We start from the raw sequence: 18,810 nt of genomic DNA on the forward strand, positions 1-18,810 counted from the left end.
CTTCAAATCTCTTATAGAAGAATAAAAATAAAACCACACTTCCAGCAAAAATCACGGAAATATGGTCATGCGCTGCTTTAATATCGATAATACTCTGGCAGCAGATCCCTGCCTTCTTTCACACTTCTATTCACTATATCGATTAACTCTTCCATCGTTCCGGAGATCACCGCTGTAGGAATAACATCACCAAAATGTTCATTGTATAGGGTGTTCAAATCTCGAAACTCTTTCGTATCTATATTCATCACTGCTCTAGACCAACCATAATACTTGGGTAACAAATCATATCCATAATCAATACTTTCCTTAACTTTATAGCGCAGCCCTTCTATTGTCTCTGTCTCAGGGATATTCAATTCATCTAGAACGCCATAATACTCACTATACTCTTCCAAAATATTCTTGTATTCCTCTGATTCCAACATATCCCATACCAATTGGTCGTCTATGCTCATGTCTTTTCCTTTTGTAAGATCATCTCTTAATTTTTTCTGATTCAACTCGTGTATCAATTCATTCACTTCATGAAAATAAAAATCGATCTGTTTATCTTTCGCTCTTAACGATTCCTCCAGTTCCTTACGTTCAGCCGCTTCTCCAGATAAACGAACTTCCTGCCTGGAGTGGCTATACCATAACCAACCGCTAGTTGTTATTAAGACGATGAACACAATTATTCCACAATACTTCCATTTCCTCTTGGTCATGCACGCCCTCCAGCAACTCTTTCAATCTCTTATAGAATAAAATAAAACCGTATTTCCAGCTAAAGTTACGGAAATACGGTCTTACCTGCTTTTTAGAGTCCATAATACTCCGGCAGTAAATTCCGGCCTTCTTTTACACTTTTATTCACTATATCGATTAACTCTTCCATCGTTCCGTATATCTGCTCGGTAGGTATACCCTCTCCAAAATGTTCATCATATAGGGTGTTCAGATCTCGAAACTCTTTCGTATCCAAACTCATCAAGACGTTGGTCCAGCCATAATACTTGGGTAACAGATTATAACCCTCAGCAATGCTTTCTCGTACCTTGTATCGGTATCCTCCAAGAGTTTCAGTTTTGGGTATGCCGTCCTCGTCCATGTAGCCGTACTGTTTATTATATTCTTCTAGAATCTCCTTGTATTCTTCCGTATCCAGCATATCCCACACCAATTGATCTTTCGACGTATGTATCAATTCATTCACTTTACGAAAATAAAAATCTATCTGTTTATCCTTCGCTCTTAATGATTCCTCCAGTTCCTTACGTTCAGCCGCTTCCCCAGATAAACGAACTTCCTGCCTGGAGTGGCTATACCATAACCAACCGCTGGTTGTTATTAAGACGATGAACACAATTATTCCACAATACTTCCATTTTCTCTTAGTCATGAGCTCCCTCCAGTAACTCTCCGAATCTCTTGTAGAATAATAATAAGACCGTATCTCCAGCTAAAGTTACGGAAATACGGTCTCATCCTACTTTAGTACCGATAATACTCTGGCAGCAAATCCCTGCCTTCTTTCACACTTCTATTCACTATATCGATTAACTCTTCCATAGTTCCGAAGATCATCTCGGTAGGAATACCATCATCAAAATGTTCATTGTAAAGGGTGTTTAAATCTCGAAACTCTTTCGTATCTATATTATTCACAGCTTCAGTCCAGCCATAATACTTGGGTAACAAATTATAGCCATAATCACTACTTTCCTTAACCTTATAGTGCAGACCTTCTATTGTCTCTGTCTTAGGGATCTTATGTTCACTTAGAACACCATAATGTTCACTATATTCTTCCAAAATATTCTTATATTCCTCTGATTCCAACATATCCCATACCAATCGCCCGTCTATGCTCATTTCTTCTCCTCCTTTTGTAAGATCATCTCTTAATTTATCCTGATTCAATTCGTGTATCAATTCATTCACTTCATGAAAATAAAAATCCACCTGCTTTTCCTTCGCTCTTAGCGATTCCTCTAATTTCTTACGTTCTGCCGCTTCCCCAGATAAACGAACTTCCGGCCTGGAGTGGCTATACCATAACCAACCGCCAGTTGTAATTAAGACGATGAATACAATTACTCCACAAAGCTTCCATTTTCTCTTAGTCATGAGCTCCCTCCAGTAATTCTTCGAATCTCTTATAGGCAGTTGGGAAATACTTCCTAAAATTAGCGCGCCTAGTTGGATCAAATTGAGCTTCATAACAATGAGCAAGAGCTTCTATATATATTTTATCAGGATTTTCTGTCCAATATTTCACAGGATGCTGCCATTTCCCCAGGATTCTCTTGGTATTCTTATTTACCTTTACTATACTTAATCCACTATAAAGATCGGATACCGCAGAAAGGCTATTGGGCATTAATTCCTTACTTATTTTCTCGTATAATTTCTTGTAATCAATTAATGATTTCTCCTTCCCATTCCAATAATCCGGATTCATAATGTCTTCGAGTCTTATTTTTGTATTGCCTAGCTTCGATATTAGTTTAGGATCCAGCTCGCTTAAATACATTGCATTCGCACGAGATTCCATTATATTTTTAAAATCAGCTCTTAAATTCTCCCGGAAGGTCTTATCATCGGATAAATCGCCCGCAGCATGATCAATGTAATGGCCATACTCATGAAAGAAAACTACACCTGTACCTTTATCAGTAAAATCACCTCTAATATTCAGAAAAACTTTCTCCTTGGAATCACGATAATAAGAACCATCATCAACACCCGTGAGTTCTTTCATTGAGTCATCTTCCACATACTTCAAAAATACTTCCTGCGCAATAGGTGTGCCCTTCATATATCGTTTAATCACTTCTTTAAGATATGTATCATGATCTGCCATCCCGGAAAAGGTCCCCATCTTCTTAATGAACAAGGCTTCAATAAGCTCTTTTCTCGTAGGTGCGGCTCCCGAGGTTGCATCCACAGGTTCGGGTATCCTTATCTTCAGGAGATCATAATAAGCCGGGGGCTTCGGAGGAAATGCGTTAGGTAATAGTGGAGTAAACACTTTTGCAGCGTCTGCCTGTTCTTGCTCACCAAAATTGATCTTGCCCTGTTCACCCCGTTTTTGCCCTAAGGTTAAGTGGAAGCTGCCTGTACCGGTGTGGTTGTCATAATTCTCTTCATAATTAAGTACATAAGCTTTGGTAAAGTTTAATTCACGTACAATCTGTTCTCCTTTCTCATAGACAATAGACACCTTCCGGTAAAAGTCCGCTTCGGGAGCATAGGGTAAATACGCCCATTTGGTGAGTTCCAAAATACTTTTTTGAGTAGTCCGCTGTTCACTCTTAAGGGAAGGTTCTATTCTTCCGACTATTCTTAGGACATACCCCGTATCCCCGGTCCTTGCCATCGCATTCCCAATAGTATTGTGTAGATATTCGGTAGATACTAACGATTCTTCATACAATTCAATGATGTTGTCTTCCGTATCCAGCCCTTCAATTCTCATGGAAAGTCCCATCCATCCACCTCGATTCGCCAGTTTTCCAATTATATCCTCAAGACATAAGAACCATTTTTTCCTTTATTATGTATATCGGTTATAAAATATTTTTTCATTATATTCCATATAAACAATAAAATTCTTCCACAGCAATGGGAAAGCCCCCCGTTTGTGAGACTGGGATCAAAACACCTTACAAGTCAAAGAAGCCAGTCGCCGGAAGTGGCGACTGGCTATTTAGTTTCGCTTGAATCGCTTGATAAACTCTACCTCTCACTCGAAAAACCCCAAAAATTCTTCAATCGAATCCGCTAGAACACCGTTTGGATTTTCGTCATAAGTGTCAAAATAACCGTAACCGCAATCAATCCACTCAACCTTGCCTGTGTCATTATTAAGGAGGATACAAATATCGCCGATGTTGACAAACAAGGAACCGATCATCATCCGTTTGCCAAAATCATTGCCGCCGGTCCATTCACGAAACCCGTATGCAATAAAATCCGCAAGCTCTTTTTCCGAGCCGGGCATACTCAACATGACCTCGCAGTTTCCTTCACAATTGTTGAACGAAAACCAAGTATCCCAGCGAGTTCCTTGCGGTTTGATATGGACTTTCTCTCTGAGATTTAAAACACTGCTGTCCATCTCCCCAAATGAGCGAGTATACAAGCTTTTTATGCCCTCGCATAATGGAAATCCAACCTTCTGCTCGGCCTCCGTAAAGTCAATCGCCAGGCTCCCGCGTTCTTTTTTTGACAAATTAGTTAGGTTCATCATATTTCCTCCCCTGAGTAATTAATGCCTCTGCAGTACGCCCCCTCCCTTTACAAGCAAACCTTGTTCTCTTACACTTGAAGGTACTATGAAATAAAAGGAGGAAGCAGCTTGGAGCAACAATTTTTAATAATGGCACCTTTATCTGAACTGGCTTATTGGCCGGATGAAGATGCGGCAGAATATTTGGTACATCCTAACTTTCAGAACATCATGGACGCTCTGGACATTACAATCCCTTTCCATGACATCTATGAATATGCTCTGGAACAGCCTGTCCATACTGGTCATGTGCTTAAATATGTCCATAAGGATCAACCTGGAACTTACATTATCCTGGACACCTATCAAGATCCGATAGACCAGCTGGGCATGGTACAGTTCGGATGGCGTGCTACCCATAATCATAAGCTGATTCAGCAGTTGTCCCGAAAACTGTATGATGAGTGCGAACACAAAGTCTTTTACCATGAAGGCCAGTCTGTACTTTATAAGCTGACAAGACCTGAGCAATATCCCCTTACCCTCCGTTATGGAGACAGAATATTTCAACAGGAGCTTAAAATCTACCAGGTATAGACTACAGCCTCACAATCCGCCGGTAATGCAGCTGATCGAGCCAATCCATCCATTCCTGTTCGTCTTCATGATGGTCATGGTAATATACAGCCGTTGTCAAATAACTGAAAAACTCGCCCGGACCGCCGCTGTGAATAACCATACCGTCGCCTCCTTTGCCAATCGACCCACCGTCTCCAGTCCTGGTCAGCTCCTTCTGATATGGATCTCCCAGAAAGTAAAGCCCGAAAGCATTCGGCAGCTCAAGATGCATGGAATCGTTCATTCCGTCTCCCCATGGGAACAAGGTCCGGCAGCCAGCGCCATACAAATACTCCCATTCGTCTTCAGTCGGAATGTCAAATTCCCGCTTCAATGTGTAATCGGCCCAATCCTCGAAATCCTCACTTTCATTGAACAGATAGATGCGGATCTGTTCACCATCACGATCCAGACGATAGGAAGGATAGTATTCGCGGTTTCCGTTAGAATTGTTCTTGAACGTATCCAACCGCTCGAACAGCTCGGCGTGTTTCTCTGCATCCAGCTCCCGGGCAGTCACTTCTGTCCAGCCAACAGACTGGGTATTACGTTCTACCAACATCGGCTGGATGACAGCGTTTCTGACTGGAGTCATTATTCCGCGCAGCCTCTCCTCCACCTTCTCGGACGCCACCCTGATTAGCGCAAAACTTTCTTCCATAACCCTGGAGGCTGTACTGTCCGGCTCCCCGGACCATCCGTCCCAGCCCAAGGTTACCTCGTTGCCGGGAACAAATACAAATTCGACCCCTTCATAGGCGCACACTCCCGTTTCCAAACTCTGCCCATAACGTTCAAAGCGCTCCAGCCGACAGAACGAGAAGCCTTTCGGCAGCCGTTCCTGCAGCATTTGTTGTTTTTCAGGCCCGGATAACCGGCTCCACGCCGCATGATTCAATGTAACCATCTGATTGTCCCCTCTCATAATAAATGCCAATCTGCTCTCAGGAAAACCCAGTTTATATACGTCGTCCAAATTTTTTCAAGTATTCCTCCACGTCATTATAGCAGCTCTCTCGCCAATAAAGAGATGTCATTCCCTCCATTTCAAGCCGCTAATGACCCAAAAAACACAGAGCAGCAGTTCTCCGGTAACAGGAGAATCGCTGCTCTGTGTTTTATTACAGTTTGGACTTATAGGCCAGCCTATTATTTAAACGAAACAGATTCCAAAATCTTATCCGTTTCAGCCTTCGACGCATCATCTACGTATGTAAGAATAAAGTTGAATGAATAGCCTTCAATTAATGTGCTGTAATATTCTTGTGTGACTACTCCCAAGTCTCCGTTATCAATGGTACCTTTCAACATGTCCATATCTTTGCCACCGACTTTTACCGTCGTGATTTCTGCAAATTCATACGGCAGCTGGCTTGCCTTCGCCTGCTTTATATAAGCTTCCAGATAGTCCTTACCGTCCTTAATACCTTGGAGCATGCTTAACTTCTCGGCAACAGAGACAATGGAAGGTCCGACTTTACCTGAGTCTAACGAAAATTTGGAAGCCATCAACAGGTTAAGTGTTTTGGTTTTTGCCAGATCCAACTTTTTCTTCTTGTCTGCATTATCACCGGCAACAATTTCCAAGCCAGCCTCCATAGTCTCTATCATCTCATCTTTGTTCTGGAAAACCCATTCTTTTGGGAAGTTAAGGGACACACCAAAGTAATCATTCTTATATGTACCACTTTCAGTCACACCTAAGCTTACTTCTTTATCTTTCCCCCCGCATGCCGTAACCATCATCAGCATTAAAACCATTACCATTGATAATAATCCAACTTTTTTCTTCATTATACCCTCCTGATGTCTCTCTCTTTTTTAAACACCAGATAATTTTAGCATGTTGCCCCATCATTTCCCACTATATAAAACTATAGGGAAGTGCTAAAACAATGACATCCGGGTCGCGACAGAAACAGCTTCTGAGCTGGATCGAACATCCAATTTATCAAAAATAATTTTCTTATGATGATTCACTGTACACTCTTTGATTTTTAATTCTGAAGCAATCGCTTTTCCTGTCAGTCCTTGAGAAATCAGTTCAAGTACGTTTAATTGACGTTCACTTAGTTGTGCTGAAAGCTGTTCAGCGGCCTGATTTACAAGCTGGTCCTGGTAATTGATCAACATATCTGCCGGAATCAGCTTGGCAATCGCGATCAATTCACTTTTCATATCCGAATTAATCGTGGAGACATCGAGATAACCAACAATTTCTTCATTAACAATTAAAGGAATCGAAAAACAATGCCAATCTTTAAAAAAAGGGTTCTCATGATCTTCAGGCGGTAAATACACAGGACAGCCTTGGGCAATGGCCTCTGATATTGCATTTACACCACAATGATCCTCTGTAAAAAGCATTCCTAAGTGAATAGGCGACCTGCTCACTGTTCTCTCCAAGTTAGGGCTGTAATCCATCGCGAGCAGAACTCCCTCTTCATCCGTAAGAAGAAATAAAAAAGTGCCGGAAAGATGTTCTTTAATATTGAATATACAGTCCTGGAAAACTTCAATTAATAGTTGATTCGGTGCACTTTTCCGGATAAATTGCTGCGTATTCGATAGCAAGCAGCCTTCTTTCCCAAGTCTGCAAGATGTATCGATGATATTAATCATTACTATATTTCTCCTTCCGTTTATGCTCATCCAGATTGTGGATATTCCTTTTATACATATCGGAATAACTGCAGGAGAACTTAAATTTTATGAATAACTCTCTTTAAATTTTAATCTTCCGTTCCTCCTTTCCTTATCTCAAGTTTTTAAGTTCAATCTATATAGAAGTATTTTTCGCGGAGAATGCAAAAAAACCGCCAAGGTTCTGGCGGCGTAAAGCTATACGTTAACGAAATAATAAAAGCGGAACAATTATGTGGGGGGTAGCCAACACTGCCAAATAAGACGATATCTAAAAAAGCCATGGATACATATTAGTCTATAAAAAAATACAATATAAGTCTATTACTTTTTTTGTATAAATTGTATGTTATATAAGCGGCCGCGGCGCAAAACGAAAAATGAAGGGAGACACATTACATGATTACGCTCAGAAAAATCACGCTGGAAAACCGGCGTGCCATCTTTAATCTGGAGGTTTCAGAAGACCAACGCCGTTATGTTGCGTCCAATCTGTCAAGTATGGCTTCATGTTATGTTCTGACCACCAATGGGGGTCATCCGTTTCCATTTGCTATTTATGCGGATGAACAGCCTGTCGGTTTTGTAATGCTGACTTATGGAATCACCGGATACGATCTCCCGTCAGTAGCAGACGGTAATTATTGCATCCTGCGGCTAATGATTGACAAGCAATTCCAGAATCGGGGCTATGGCCGGGCAGCTATGACAAAGATTTTGGAATTTATCCGCACCTTTCCAGCCGGGCCTGCAAATTACTGCTGGATCCCTTATGCAGGCGAAAATTCCTTCGCCCAAAAGCTTTATGAAAGTTTCGGCTTCCGTGACAACGGCGAAATCTGTAACAACGAGTTAGTAACCGTATTGCAAATCTGAAATGCGGCTTAACTATTTATACGGATCAGGAATTTCTTCCCACTGGCTGGTAAAGACATCGGCTTTAATCGTGAATTCCCTGCCCTCTTTCCTGACTTCACCGAACAAATAACCATCCCCGGTAAAGCCGGAAATCCAGTCCTTGCTGACCGGCTCGAAGCCTTCGGTATCCAGAATGGGCTGGAGCAGCTTATACAGCTCCTTCTGGTATTTGCTGCCGTCAGAGATCTCCCACAAATCTATCGCTTCCCTGTTTACAAGGCTTCTCAAGGGATTGCCGGAGATAGCGTCATAAACCGTTCCGGTAAACGGATTGATTTTATAGGTGTTACCTTGCCCTTCGCCGTTCGGCGGATCAGTGAAATCCACAGTGTATTGGTCGCCGTCTTTGCCAAAGGTCCAGCCGGTTGCAGGAAGCCTTTGTTCCATCATGGACTTGATCTCTTGTTCGCTGAGCGGCGGAGCAACGAACGAGCCATAGTACATCTGTACGCTGTCAAGGGTCAGGTCCTTGCCGTAAACAACAACAACATCGAGCGGAAACTCAGTCATAGACGCAGCGCCGGACAAGCGGGCCACGATACGGCCGCCTGTCAGCTCATACGAAACTATAGCACCAAATCCGACCTTCTCCCCCCATGCTGCCTCAGTGTAATCATAAACTTTGCTCATATGCTTTCCATCCAGTTCAGCAGAGACATAGGTATGGTTATCGCGGTGTGTAATGGAGGATTTCAGCCTCTGATTCAGCGCTTCGACCGGATCCTCCACCACAAGCTCTTCCAGGGTAACAGGCTGCAGAACATGAATGTCATTCATATAAAGTCCTGTGCCGGTGCCGGTCGTAATACGAATGAAGATTTCTTTAGTACCGTCCCCGTTCAGGTCAGCTTCATCAATGATCGGAGGCCGCGTCTCGTCTTTACCGGCATCCCACAAGAACGTGCGGCTCACTTCACCCCGTACATTAACTGTGACTTCATGCAAAAGCGTATTCTCCCCTGTGGGCTTAGCGGTCACAGTGATCCCGTTTTTTTCTCCCAACAGAGTCCCTTTGACACCGGATGCAGTGGTATCTTTATCCTGTGAAGCTGCCGGGGAAGCAGCAGGAGTACTCTTCTCCGGGACCGGCGCAGAATTCAGCTTGGCCCCGGTCAGGCTACAGCCGCTTAAGAGCATAATTACGGCCAGGCCCAACAGCGTGTTCTTTGCTGTGATTTTCTTATGCCTTGTGATCATGATTATCCTTCTTTCCATTTCCTTTTTATTGCTTGAAATGCCAGCTGCTCCGGCCAGACTGATCGGGCCAGGTAATGTTTCCAACAGTTTGAGAAGAGTCAGCGCGTAGCTTCTGTGGCATTCCGGTTCAAGATGTGTCAAGACCAGTGCATCACACGCGACCTCCTGATCCGCTTTCATTTGGCGTACGGCATACCACAGCAGCGGGTTGAACCAATGCAGGGCCAGCAGCAAGCTTGTCAGCAGATTCAGTGGAATGTCGCGGCGTTTCAAATGCGCCAGTTCATGGAGAAATACATGGCGGAGCCCGCTTGCCTCCAGAGTATGCAGCGTGGATGCCGGCAGCAGCAGCCTGGGCCAAATAACACCGAGCAGCGCCGGGACGGGAATCTGCCTCGTCTCGATCAGCTTCACCGGACGACGCACCTGCAGTTCGCAAAGACAGGTTTCGAACAACATTCGGATGTCCGGAGAAATGACCTCCGGTTCCCGCCGAACCCTCGCCGTGAAGCGCATTTGCGCCCGGACCAACAGGCCCAGTACCACTGCAGCTCCACCAAGCCATACCAGTCCCAGCAAATATAGCGGCGTCCAGCCTGCATCTGCAGCCAGAGCATTCCCTGTCCCCGGCTGAATAACACTAACCGGCGAGGTCGGATTATCCGGTATTAGACCCGGTATCGTCGTTAGCGGTGAAAGTCCGGCACCTGCTGTTCCAGCGTCAGGCGGGGAGCCTGATTCTCCACCGGTCCACCCGGCCTCAAGCTTAATGCCGACCATCGGCTGCATTGACGGAATGGAGGTAGTCTGCGCCAGTTCTTTCTCCAGCGGCAGCAGATTAAAAATGCTGAACGCGCTCTCCGGTGCCCAAGGAATGGCCAACCTCACAATCAGCGGTATCCATAGTAGATACGTCCAGGCCGGTTTTAAACGATCCTTGAACAGAAACCGGGCAGCCAGGATCAGCAGCGTCAGCACGCTCGCCATAGCGGACAGCGACACTACCTTGACGAACAGATTGTATGCAGCTTCCAGCAAGCAGCTCAGTCCTTTCGTTCATCCAAAATTCTCTTCAATTCATCAATATCTTCCCGGGACAACTTCTCATCCTGCAAAAAGTTGACCAACATCGGACGCAGAGTTCCGCCGTAGATCCGTTTCAGAAACGATTGGGTCTCCGATTGAACGCATTCCTCTTCCCGTACAAGCGGGTAATATGAATACACCCTTCCTGTCTGGTTGTACCCGACGGCCCGCTTCTCGGTCAGACGCTTAATCAGTGTCCGTACCGTCTTCGGGTTCCAGTCCCGGCTGCCTTCCAGCACTTCAATAATTTCACCTGCAGTGCGAGGGGCCTCTGCCCACAGCACCTTCATTACTTCCCACTCGGCATCCGAGATTCTTGGAGTTTCCGTAGACATATTCTTTCCGCCCTTCTACCCGTTTCCATGACTACAATTGTAATCCAATTCCAATAATATACAAGTATATCTCATTTATGTCAACCAGAAGCAGCTCTTATCTGCGAGGTTTCATGCATGTTCAGAGTTTTCCGGCGAAACTGGGCCGTTCCCCAAATTAACTCTATTGACGTTATAATCCACTAGTGTTATATTACACTCATGTAATATAAGGAGGAAGAAAATGTATAGTCTCTCCAACGTGGAATTCATCTTATTGCAAATTATTGCGGAATCCAAGCAAGCGTCAGGTTACCAGATTAATAAGCTGATCGAGCAGCGGGGTTACCGGGAATGGGCGAACATAGGCACTACTTCTATTTACAATGGTTTGCAGAAATTGAAAGACAAAGGCCTGATCCGATCCGAACAATCCGGCCACAAGTCTGGTAAAGGTCCTCTCCCGTCCACTTTTGTCATGCTGGAAGACGGTATGCACACTTTGAGAAATGAAATCATCCTTAGCCTAACTACCTCACGGGAACGGGATAACCGTTTCGATCTCGGGCTGGCGGCTCTCCCTTTTATCGGTATAAATGAAGCTGTAGAAGCATTGCAGACACGGCAGATTTTTCTGGAGGAGTCATTGAGGAACATCGCGCAAAAATATGAATCACAAGGCGGCTACCGGTTGCCGTTGCACGTCAGGGCTCTTTTTCTTCACCCGATGAGTCTCATCGAGAATGAAAAAATTTTTGTCGCCAATCTGATCAACGAACTAATAGGGGAATTGGAGGGTCAAAATCATGAGGATTGAAAACTTTGCTCCTTATCAGGGAGAACACTGCGAGACCACAGCTATGGGTAATCTGCTTCAACATGCAGGCGTTCAATTATCGGAGCCGATGTTATTCGGAATTGGACAAGGATTAGGATTTATATATTGGGATTCGAAGGGAATGGACTTTCCTTTTATTGGAGGCAGAGCGAAGCCTGATGAACTGTCTGCATGCCTGGCATCCCGGCTCCAGTTAAACATGAAGGTGAAGGAAACTTCCTCTGTCACAAAAGCATGGCAGAATGTGCAAAGCTGCATAGAGCAAGGTGTTCCCGTAGGCCTTAAATTAGATTCATATTATTTAGATTACTTTACGAATAAAATACACTTTGCCGCCCACTATGCCGTGATCTACGGTATGGATGACGAATACGCCTATATGTCAGACACAGGCCAACAAGGCGGGCTCGTAGCCACACGGTTATCCAGTTTGGCCATGGCAAGGAACGCAAAGGGATCCATGAGTTCCAGGAACCGTTCCTTTACGCTTGAACTGACAGGTGACCTTCCACCGCTTCTGCCTGCAATACGATCCTCTATTCTTAATAATGCGCACGACTATTTGAATCCGCCGATCCGCAATATGGGCAATAAAGGCATCCAAAAAATGAGCAATGAAATTCTGAAATGGCCTGCTCGCAGTAAGGACTTGGAGAAAGATTTATGTTTGACTGCTATGTTAATGGAAAAGGCCGGAACCGGCGGTGCCTTATTTCGCAACCTATACAGAGATTTCCTCAAAGAATGTGTGGACTTGCTCAGTAATTCAAAAATAGAAAAGGCTTATCTGCTGTTTACGGAAATCGCCCTCTTGTGGAATAATGTATCAGCGTCAATTGACAATGCGGGAAGAACCGGAAATCAGCAGGAGCTAAGACGGGGATCCGAGCTTTTAAGCGATATTGCCCAGAGAGAACGCTCCGCCATGGAGCTTTTGTTGACCATATAAATTCATGGTTGAACCACAGTCAGCCCATCTCCTTCCACCTGTCTGGAAACCCATCCAGAATAAGGACAGCATATATCGCACTTAACGAATTTAAGTTCCCAAATCCTTATTTTTTAAAATTAAATTTCGTTCATTTAGATAAAAGCTATATTAAAAGGGTTACAATCTTCCGACATATTCTTATGAGCTTTTAGCTCAGAAAAGATTCGGGGGAGATGGTAATATGTTGCAGCAAATAAAGAAATGGCGATTCGGTTCACCAAGCATAGCAAATACTTTGTCCATTGTACTTTTAGTTATTATTGTTGTCGTCTTCTCGATCTTGGGAACATTTATGTTTTCCAGCACTCGAAGCATACTTGTGAAACAACAAGAATCTATGCTGCAGACCAAGACACAGGCACTCGTAAGTCAATTCGATGCTCTATTTAAGGAAAAGGGCTCACAAGTTAAACAAATGGCAACGAATGATATATTTAAACAATACATTGAAACCACTGAATCTCCGGAAATGGCTATAACTTCCCCGCATGCCAATGAAGTAGTGAAGACTCTGGCAGCCATTGTAAAAGCAGAACCCTCTTTTGCAGATGCTTGGATTGCAAGTATTGACGGCAAAGGTTTTTACCTTTTGAATGACGGCAAGGCATCCGATGCAGCCTTTAATATTAAGGAACGGCCATATTACAAACCGGTAGCCGCAGCAGACGGACTGTACTATTCCGATCCTTATATTGACATCACTTCGGGCGATACGCTGATGGGTATCTTTTATCCGATTAAGGATGATAACAATGCATTAATCGGTTTTGCAGCGGTTGATATAGCCTTTAAAGACATCCCTGCCATAATGGAAAGCTACAAGCTTGGCAGCACAGGTTATTCCATTCTGGTCTCCAAAACAGGTGATATCCTGTATCACCCTGACCAGACTAAGGTATCCAAGGAAAAGATTAATGAGTTCCCGGGCGATCTTGGAGGAATCGGAAAGAAAATGATAGCTGGCGAATCCGGGGTACAACTGATTGATGACAACGGAGAAAGCCGGTACATTGGCTATGCTATCAGTAAAGATACCGGATGGTCCGTAGGTTTGACCATTACGGAGCGTGAAGTGCTCTCAGAATTAAAAAAGTTCACCTGGGTTACGCTTGGCGGGTTTACTGCAGCTGCGATCCTGCTCGTTCTATTTTCTTATCTCACGCTCCGTTACCTGCTCAGATCAATCCCCATACTGCTCACTAAAATCAAGCGGGTGGAAAACGGGGATTTGACAGTTCAGTTTGATGCCCATTCCAACAACGAAATCGGACAAATTTCAAACGGAATCTTCAATATGGTCCAGAAAATTCAAGGTATGCTCCAGATGGTCGGCACCTCCGCTGAGGTATTGAACCAGTCTTCCAAGGATCTGCAATCCATTTCTTCCAGAACGGCTATAACCATGAACGATACAGCGACGGCCATTAATGAGATTGCCAATGCGACCAACTATCAGTCGATCGAAACAGATACTATATTGCAAAAAACCGGATCTCTGTCGGGCCAAATTGACGAAATCGCCAGTGATGCCATAGCCATAGAAACGATGGTGCAAGCTTCTGCTGACCAAAGCGAGCTGGGGTTGGGTGTATTGGATCAGTTATCCAAGTGGGCGGAAGAAAATCACAACTCCACCCAGTCGATATCGTCAGCTATTCATGATATTGATCTAAGCCGCCATGAAATTTCAAGCATTGTGGATACAGTACATCAAATTGCCACACAAACCAATCTGCTGGCGCTCAATGCTTCCATTGAAGCCGCCCGTGCGGGAGAACAGGGCCGCGGGTTTGCCGTTGTTGCCGGAGAGGTTCGCAAGCTGGCGGAGCAGACCGCACAGGCCACACAGGAGATTGGCAGAAAGGTACATGAAATCGAGGAAAAAACTGTTGCATCCGTTAAATACACAGCACAGGGTCTTGAAATTGCTGAAGAAAATGCAAAATCCGTGGAGGCTACGAAGCAGGTATTCTTTAGCATTAACAAGGATTTGGAGGCCTTGAAATTACGCATGATTCAGATCAGCAGCAACACTTCCAAGGTCCATAAACATAAAGATGAAATTCTCCAGGCACTGGAAATCATCTCTTCCACTACAGAAGAGAATTCCGCTTCAACGGAAGAGGTTAGTGCAAGCACGCAGGAACAACTGGACAGCATTGAACAGGTCGCTGAACTATCCCAGCAACTCAGTCATTTGTCCAAAAAACTTCAGGATGAGTTGAACCAGTTCCAGGTCGAATAGTGCTCAAGTTATCCCCTGTTAACTCAATAACAGAATCATGCTAAGCAGGCAGCGCGCACCGATATTCCATCGGCGCGCGCTGTTTGTGTTAATTTATCTTTTTGATCCGCAGCACCAAAATTTCAACAGGTATTCGTTTCAATACTGTTGTTGTCTCTATTTCCTCTGCGCAGCTTACCCTTGAATATCGGCATAACCAGCATATATTGCAGCATAATAAGCGCCAGCGGAAGAATCAGCATCCATATATTCAGGTTAAACGGTATATAATCACCAGTCTGAAGAGATAGAATCCGTAAAATCCGTTCTGTAATAAACACCGCAAACGGAAGAGTAATAACATAGAGCAATACCAGCAGCGGTCTGTACACGTCAATCAGCAAACGGCTGATTTCGGCTGATTTGTAACCAAGCAGCCGGAGTATTTTCATATCCCGGGTACTGTCCTGAAAATTAAGCAGGAGAATCAGGTATATCAGTAAAACGCCAATTACAACGCCAATCATTTGATTAATGACAGCACTTGAACGACTTGAAACAGCGCTGCTTTCCAGCGCAGCTCTTTTATCCGCAGCAGTTACCACTTTAACGTTGGCGGAAGAATTCATTTCATCACTTAACTCCCCCGAATGCAGTGAACGCTCCACCTTCATCCAACCAGCGAGGTTATCTTTGGAAGTATATATCGTATCCGTATCCCCGTTTTGACTGATCGACTGAACGACAACCTCCACATTTTGCCGATCCAGTATAAGGTTGAGAGTATCCCCCTTCTTGATGCCATATAACCAGCTGAATGAGCGGCTGACAATGACTCCTTTCAGGTTATCCATCCTGAGGCCGTTATTATTGGCATCGAGCAGCGTGAACAGCGTCCCCCCGCTATCGAGTCCCAGCATTTGCGCTGAGATGATACTGCCTTTCTTTTGCTTTAGTTGCACTTGTTGCTGGAGATAATACATCCGGGAGGATCTGGCATTCGCATCATCATTCTGAAATTCCGGATAGGTAATGTCATAGGTATAATCAATGCCAGCCATTTGGGCATTCAAGGCTGTACCGCTGGATTGATATAAGGAATAACTTAGCAAGAACAACAAGGTAGTCAGCAGAATCGCACAAGCACTAAGGATTAAGGCATTCCATTTTCGCAGTGCAACACGGAACGGCAACCGCCACTTCTCCGGCAATAGATTAACTACCCGGTTGGCAGCCCGCAAGACACCCTTGACCGGCCGCGGCTGCGCTGAAATGTTTAACAAAGCATGGGTTTCTTGCTTCAAAAACGGAACCGCTGCATAACACGTTATAAGAACTGCTCCCCCGACTGGAAATAAGATGCCTTTAACGGCTGACCCGAAATGAATCCCCCGTTCAAAAAACGGGAAGGAATAAGTGCTTTCCAGCATGCCCATGAGCACGTTGGATCCAAGATATCCTAACCCCATCCCCAAGAGGCAACCTATGCCTGCAATTCCGAAGGTAAACCTTATCAGGACAAAAGTTATTTGCCTCCCGGTAAAGCCAAGTGCTTTTAAACAGCCCAAATCTTGCTTGTGCAGCGACATGAATCGTTTAAAAAACATATAAAAGATGAAAAAAGATATTAAACCGAGCACAATCAAAAAAGACTGCGCCAGTCCATTATTTGATTCCAGCGCCTTTTGCAGTTCTGTATCGCTGTCTATCTCAGCGGCCGATGCTAAATAAGAAAAAGCTGGTTCTGCCAGCAGGCTTTCCTTTGATAGGTGATCAACGCCCTCTCGCAAGGCTCCGGCATAATATTGACTCTCCTGCCCCTCTAGTCTGTCATAGACTTCCGGTAAGACAAGAACGAACGTAGCATCGGAATAATTTTGCTGAACCTCACCAAAGGGTATAAACGATAAGTAATCCGGCAAATACATTGAACCAGTAATCGTAAAGCTTACTTCTCCGATTCTCCATGAATCGCCAACTTGCAGGTTATTCTGTTGCAGAAATTGCGGCAAGACCGCAATTTCATCTGCTTGCTCCGGCAGCCTGCCCTTCACGATATAAGGCATATTCAGCCGCTGAGGTTCACTAAGCAGAAAATAAGTCTTGTTCTCCCCCTTCACTTTCTTAATGCTGCGTTCCTCGGTAATCAGTTTATTCTCTAACCCCTTCAATACCCTGTTCTTGTCTGCTGTGCCGGTGAACTGGAATCTGACATCTTCCTGGTTTTGATTTCTCAAGTAGTACTCCATATTCGTTACATTCCGGTCAACTGAAAATTGCACGAAAAAATACATAAAAGAGGTTAACAAAATAATCAACAGCAGCACTGCTCCATAAGCACGGTTTTGCTTCAACAGGCTAACTATTTGCTTTTTTAAATAGTGCAATCCAATTCCGCCCCATTCCCCTTCAGTCTGCACGCGCTATACCCAGCTCATTTGTTCCACAGGAATAGGATTCTTCTGATGTATATCTTTAATCATCGATCCATCCTTAATCGTAATCACACGATCTGCGGTTCTCGCGATTTCGTAATTGTGGGTGATGAAAAGTACAGTTACACCATATTTAACACAAATCTGATGCAGCAAAGAAATAACCTTTCTGCTGTTTGTTTCATCCAGAGCCCCAGTAGCCTCATCGCAAAACAGCATACGCGGCTTCTTGATCAAAGCTCTGGCAATGGCTACCCGCTGTTGCTGGCCTCCCGACAATTCGCCTGGATATTGGTCCAAAACACCAGATATATCCAGCATCTCCGCCAATTCTTGCACAGAATACGCTCCACCCGATGCAGGCGCACCAATCCTGATGTTCTCTTCTGCCGTGAGATGGGAGAGCAGCAAATATTGCTGGAAAATCTGACCGATATCTTGTCTGCGAAAATCAGCAAGCTCATGTTCGCTGAATTGTGTAATGTCTTTGTCTCCGAAGAATACAGTTCCGCTGCTCGGCTTTTGTAATCCGGACATGATGTTGAGCAAGGTGGATTTTCCTGACCCGCTTGGCCCAATGATAACCGTGAAGCTTCCTTCCTCTATTTCCAGTGAAACCTCTTTGAGAATGAGTTCATTGTTCCTGTATTGCTTCGTTACCTCGTTAACTGTAAGGATTGTTTTCATAAGGGGGATGGCCTCCGAACAGATTATTTTGAAACCACTTGAACTGCTCCTCCAGAAATTCATCTGTAAGATCAACGGATAAACCCAGCACCCTCAGGCCCTCTAAAAATATCAGCAACTGATTGGCAACTATATCCGGGGAGGCTAACTCCGTCTCTTTCCGTTCATTGCCGTACTGGATCAGCCTGCTGAGAAAAGCCGCTGATTGTATGTACTGCTGCTGTAAGAACTCCCTGTCTGATTTGCTTTTGTGTGAGAGGAAAAACTCATAGGCTGCAGTCATCATGCTGTTATTAATCTGGCGTAGCTCCGCTCTTTGCCCGGACAAAAACAGCTCCATGATTTCACGATAGGGCTTGCCTGCCCCCATCATAGATTCAAAGATTTCCTCTGTATGTATGGCATTTGCACGCAACAGTTCGCGGAAGATATCATCTGTAGAGCTGTAATAACGGTACAAACCACCTCGGCTAATCTGGCACTCCTCTACAATATCGCTCATCGTCACAGCATGAAATCCTTTGCGAACGAATAACTCTAGTGCTTTACTCAGAATCAATTGTCTCTTTTCCACTGATTTTTTGGCCATCCTCATTCCTCCAATCGCTAAAAGAACTTCCACTCAAAAATGTGACACGACTGT

General features: G+C 44.4%; 18 protein-coding genes. 5 read left to right on the top strand and 13 right to left on the bottom strand.

The genetic code is table 11. The features are described from left to right. Positions 1-77: 77 nt before the first annotated feature. The 5 genes from AC3WT9_RS07410 to AC3WT9_RS07430 all read right to left on the bottom strand — a co-directional run bounded on the left by AC3WT9_RS07410 (position 78) and on the right by AC3WT9_RS07430 (position 4,219). Entirely contained in the window at positions 78-710 is a 633-nt protein-coding gene (locus AC3WT9_RS07410) for a hypothetical protein (RefSeq protein WP_341092708.1), read from the bottom strand. Positions 711-802: 92 nt separating this feature from the next. Further along, positions 803-1,384 (bottom strand): hypothetical protein, encoded by a 582-nt coding sequence (locus AC3WT9_RS07415; protein WP_341092706.1) that lies wholly within the window; start codon positions 1,382-1,384, stop codon positions 803-805. A gap of 92 nt (positions 1,385-1,476) precedes the next feature. Beyond that, a complete protein-coding gene (locus tag AC3WT9_RS07420; protein WP_341092705.1) occupies positions 1,477-2,112 on the bottom strand; it encodes a hypothetical protein in 636 nt (211 codons plus the stop codon). Next, positions 2,105-3,463 carry a hypothetical protein gene (locus AC3WT9_RS07425; protein WP_341092704.1) on the bottom strand — a complete coding sequence of 453 codons (1,359 nt, stop codon included), beginning with the start codon at positions 3,461-3,463 and terminating at the stop codon, positions 2,105-2,107. The genes AC3WT9_RS07420 and AC3WT9_RS07425 overlap by 8 nt, the downstream gene beginning before the upstream one ends. 267 nt (positions 3,464-3,730) lie before the next feature. Further along, the gene (locus tag AC3WT9_RS07430; RefSeq protein WP_492407524.1) at positions 3,731-4,219 is read right to left on the bottom strand and encodes a hypothetical protein; all 489 of its coding nucleotides are present in this window, start codon (positions 4,217-4,219) and stop codon (positions 3,731-3,733) included. Positions 4,220-4,345: 126 nt separating this feature from the next. Between AC3WT9_RS07430 and AC3WT9_RS07435 the strand changes: the two genes are divergently transcribed. Continuing rightward, on the top strand, positions 4,346-4,813 hold the full coding sequence (locus AC3WT9_RS07435; protein ID WP_341092700.1) for a hypothetical protein: 468 nt from the start codon (positions 4,346-4,348) through the stop codon (positions 4,811-4,813). A gap of 1 nt (position 4,814) precedes the next feature. Here AC3WT9_RS07435 and AC3WT9_RS07440 read toward each other — a convergent pair whose 3' ends face one another. The 3 genes from AC3WT9_RS07440 to AC3WT9_RS07450 form a co-directional block, all read right to left on the bottom strand. Then, positions 4,815-5,741: a hypothetical protein gene (locus tag AC3WT9_RS07440; protein WP_341092699.1), complete on the bottom strand. Its 927-nt coding sequence runs from the start codon at positions 5,739-5,741 to the stop codon at positions 4,815-4,817. 242 nt (positions 5,742-5,983) lie between these two features. Next, the gene (locus AC3WT9_RS07445) at positions 5,984-6,628 is read right to left on the bottom strand and encodes a hypothetical protein (RefSeq protein WP_341092697.1); all 645 of its coding nucleotides are present in this window, start codon (positions 6,626-6,628) and stop codon (positions 5,984-5,986) included. 93 nt (positions 6,629-6,721) lie between these two features. Continuing rightward, positions 6,722-7,456 (bottom strand): helix-turn-helix transcriptional regulator, encoded by a 735-nt coding sequence (locus AC3WT9_RS07450; protein ID WP_341092694.1) that lies wholly within the window; start codon positions 7,454-7,456, stop codon positions 6,722-6,724. 420 nt (positions 7,457-7,876) lie between these two features. Here AC3WT9_RS07450 and AC3WT9_RS07455 point away from each other — a divergent pair, with 420 nt between their 5' ends. Next, a complete protein-coding gene (locus AC3WT9_RS07455) occupies positions 7,877-8,353 on the top strand; it encodes a GNAT family N-acetyltransferase (RefSeq protein WP_341092693.1) in 477 nt (158 codons plus the stop codon). A gap of 12 nt (positions 8,354-8,365) precedes the next feature. Here AC3WT9_RS07455 and AC3WT9_RS07460 read toward each other — a convergent pair whose 3' ends face one another. Continuing rightward, on the bottom strand, positions 8,366-10,630 hold the full coding sequence (locus tag AC3WT9_RS07460; protein ID WP_492407525.1) for a M56 family metallopeptidase: 2,265 nt from the start codon (positions 10,628-10,630) through the stop codon (positions 8,366-8,368). A gap of 5 nt (positions 10,631-10,635) precedes the next feature. Further along, the gene (locus tag AC3WT9_RS07465; RefSeq protein WP_341092689.1) at positions 10,636-11,013 is read right to left on the bottom strand and encodes a BlaI/MecI/CopY family transcriptional regulator; all 378 of its coding nucleotides are present in this window, start codon (positions 11,011-11,013) and stop codon (positions 10,636-10,638) included. Positions 11,014-11,236: 223 nt separating this feature from the next. On the opposite strand from AC3WT9_RS07465, the gene AC3WT9_RS07470 reads away from it, so the two are divergent. The 3 genes from AC3WT9_RS07470 (at position 11,237) to AC3WT9_RS07480 (ending at position 15,066) form a co-directional block, all read left to right on the top strand. Beyond that, the gene (locus AC3WT9_RS07470) at positions 11,237-11,809 is read left to right on the top strand and encodes a helix-turn-helix transcriptional regulator (protein ID WP_341092688.1); all 573 of its coding nucleotides are present in this window, start codon (positions 11,237-11,239) and stop codon (positions 11,807-11,809) included. Continuing rightward, a complete protein-coding gene (locus AC3WT9_RS07475; protein ID WP_341378404.1) occupies positions 11,799-12,779 on the top strand; it encodes a BtrH N-terminal domain-containing protein in 981 nt (326 codons plus the stop codon). Before AC3WT9_RS07470 ends, AC3WT9_RS07475 begins: the two co-directional genes overlap by 11 nt. A 223-nt stretch (positions 12,780-13,002) precedes the next feature. Beyond that, positions 13,003-15,066, top strand: a complete 2,064-nt coding sequence (locus tag AC3WT9_RS07480; RefSeq protein ID WP_341378403.1) for a methyl-accepting chemotaxis protein — start codon at positions 13,003-13,005, stop codon at positions 15,064-15,066. Positions 15,067-15,188: 122 nt separating this feature from the next. Here the strand turns inward: AC3WT9_RS07480 and AC3WT9_RS07485 are convergent, their stop codons facing one another. From AC3WT9_RS07485 to AC3WT9_RS07495, 3 genes are read right to left on the bottom strand one after another with little or no spacing between them, the layout of a single operon-like run. Next, a complete protein-coding gene (locus AC3WT9_RS07485; RefSeq protein ID WP_492407526.1) occupies positions 15,189-17,432 on the bottom strand; it encodes an FtsX-like permease family protein in 2,244 nt (747 codons plus the stop codon). 36 nt (positions 17,433-17,468) lie between these two features. After that, positions 17,469-18,167, bottom strand: a complete 699-nt coding sequence (locus AC3WT9_RS07490) for an ABC transporter ATP-binding protein (RefSeq protein ID WP_341092680.1) — start codon at positions 18,165-18,167, stop codon at positions 17,469-17,471. After that, on the bottom strand, positions 18,145-18,756 hold the full coding sequence (locus tag AC3WT9_RS07495; RefSeq protein ID WP_341092679.1) for a TetR/AcrR family transcriptional regulator: 612 nt from the start codon (positions 18,754-18,756) through the stop codon (positions 18,145-18,147). The genes AC3WT9_RS07490 and AC3WT9_RS07495 overlap by 23 nt, the downstream gene beginning before the upstream one ends. Positions 18,757-18,810: the final 54 nt, after the last annotated feature.

Source organism: Paenibacillus sp. EB106-06-01-XG199, assembly GCF_058791575.1.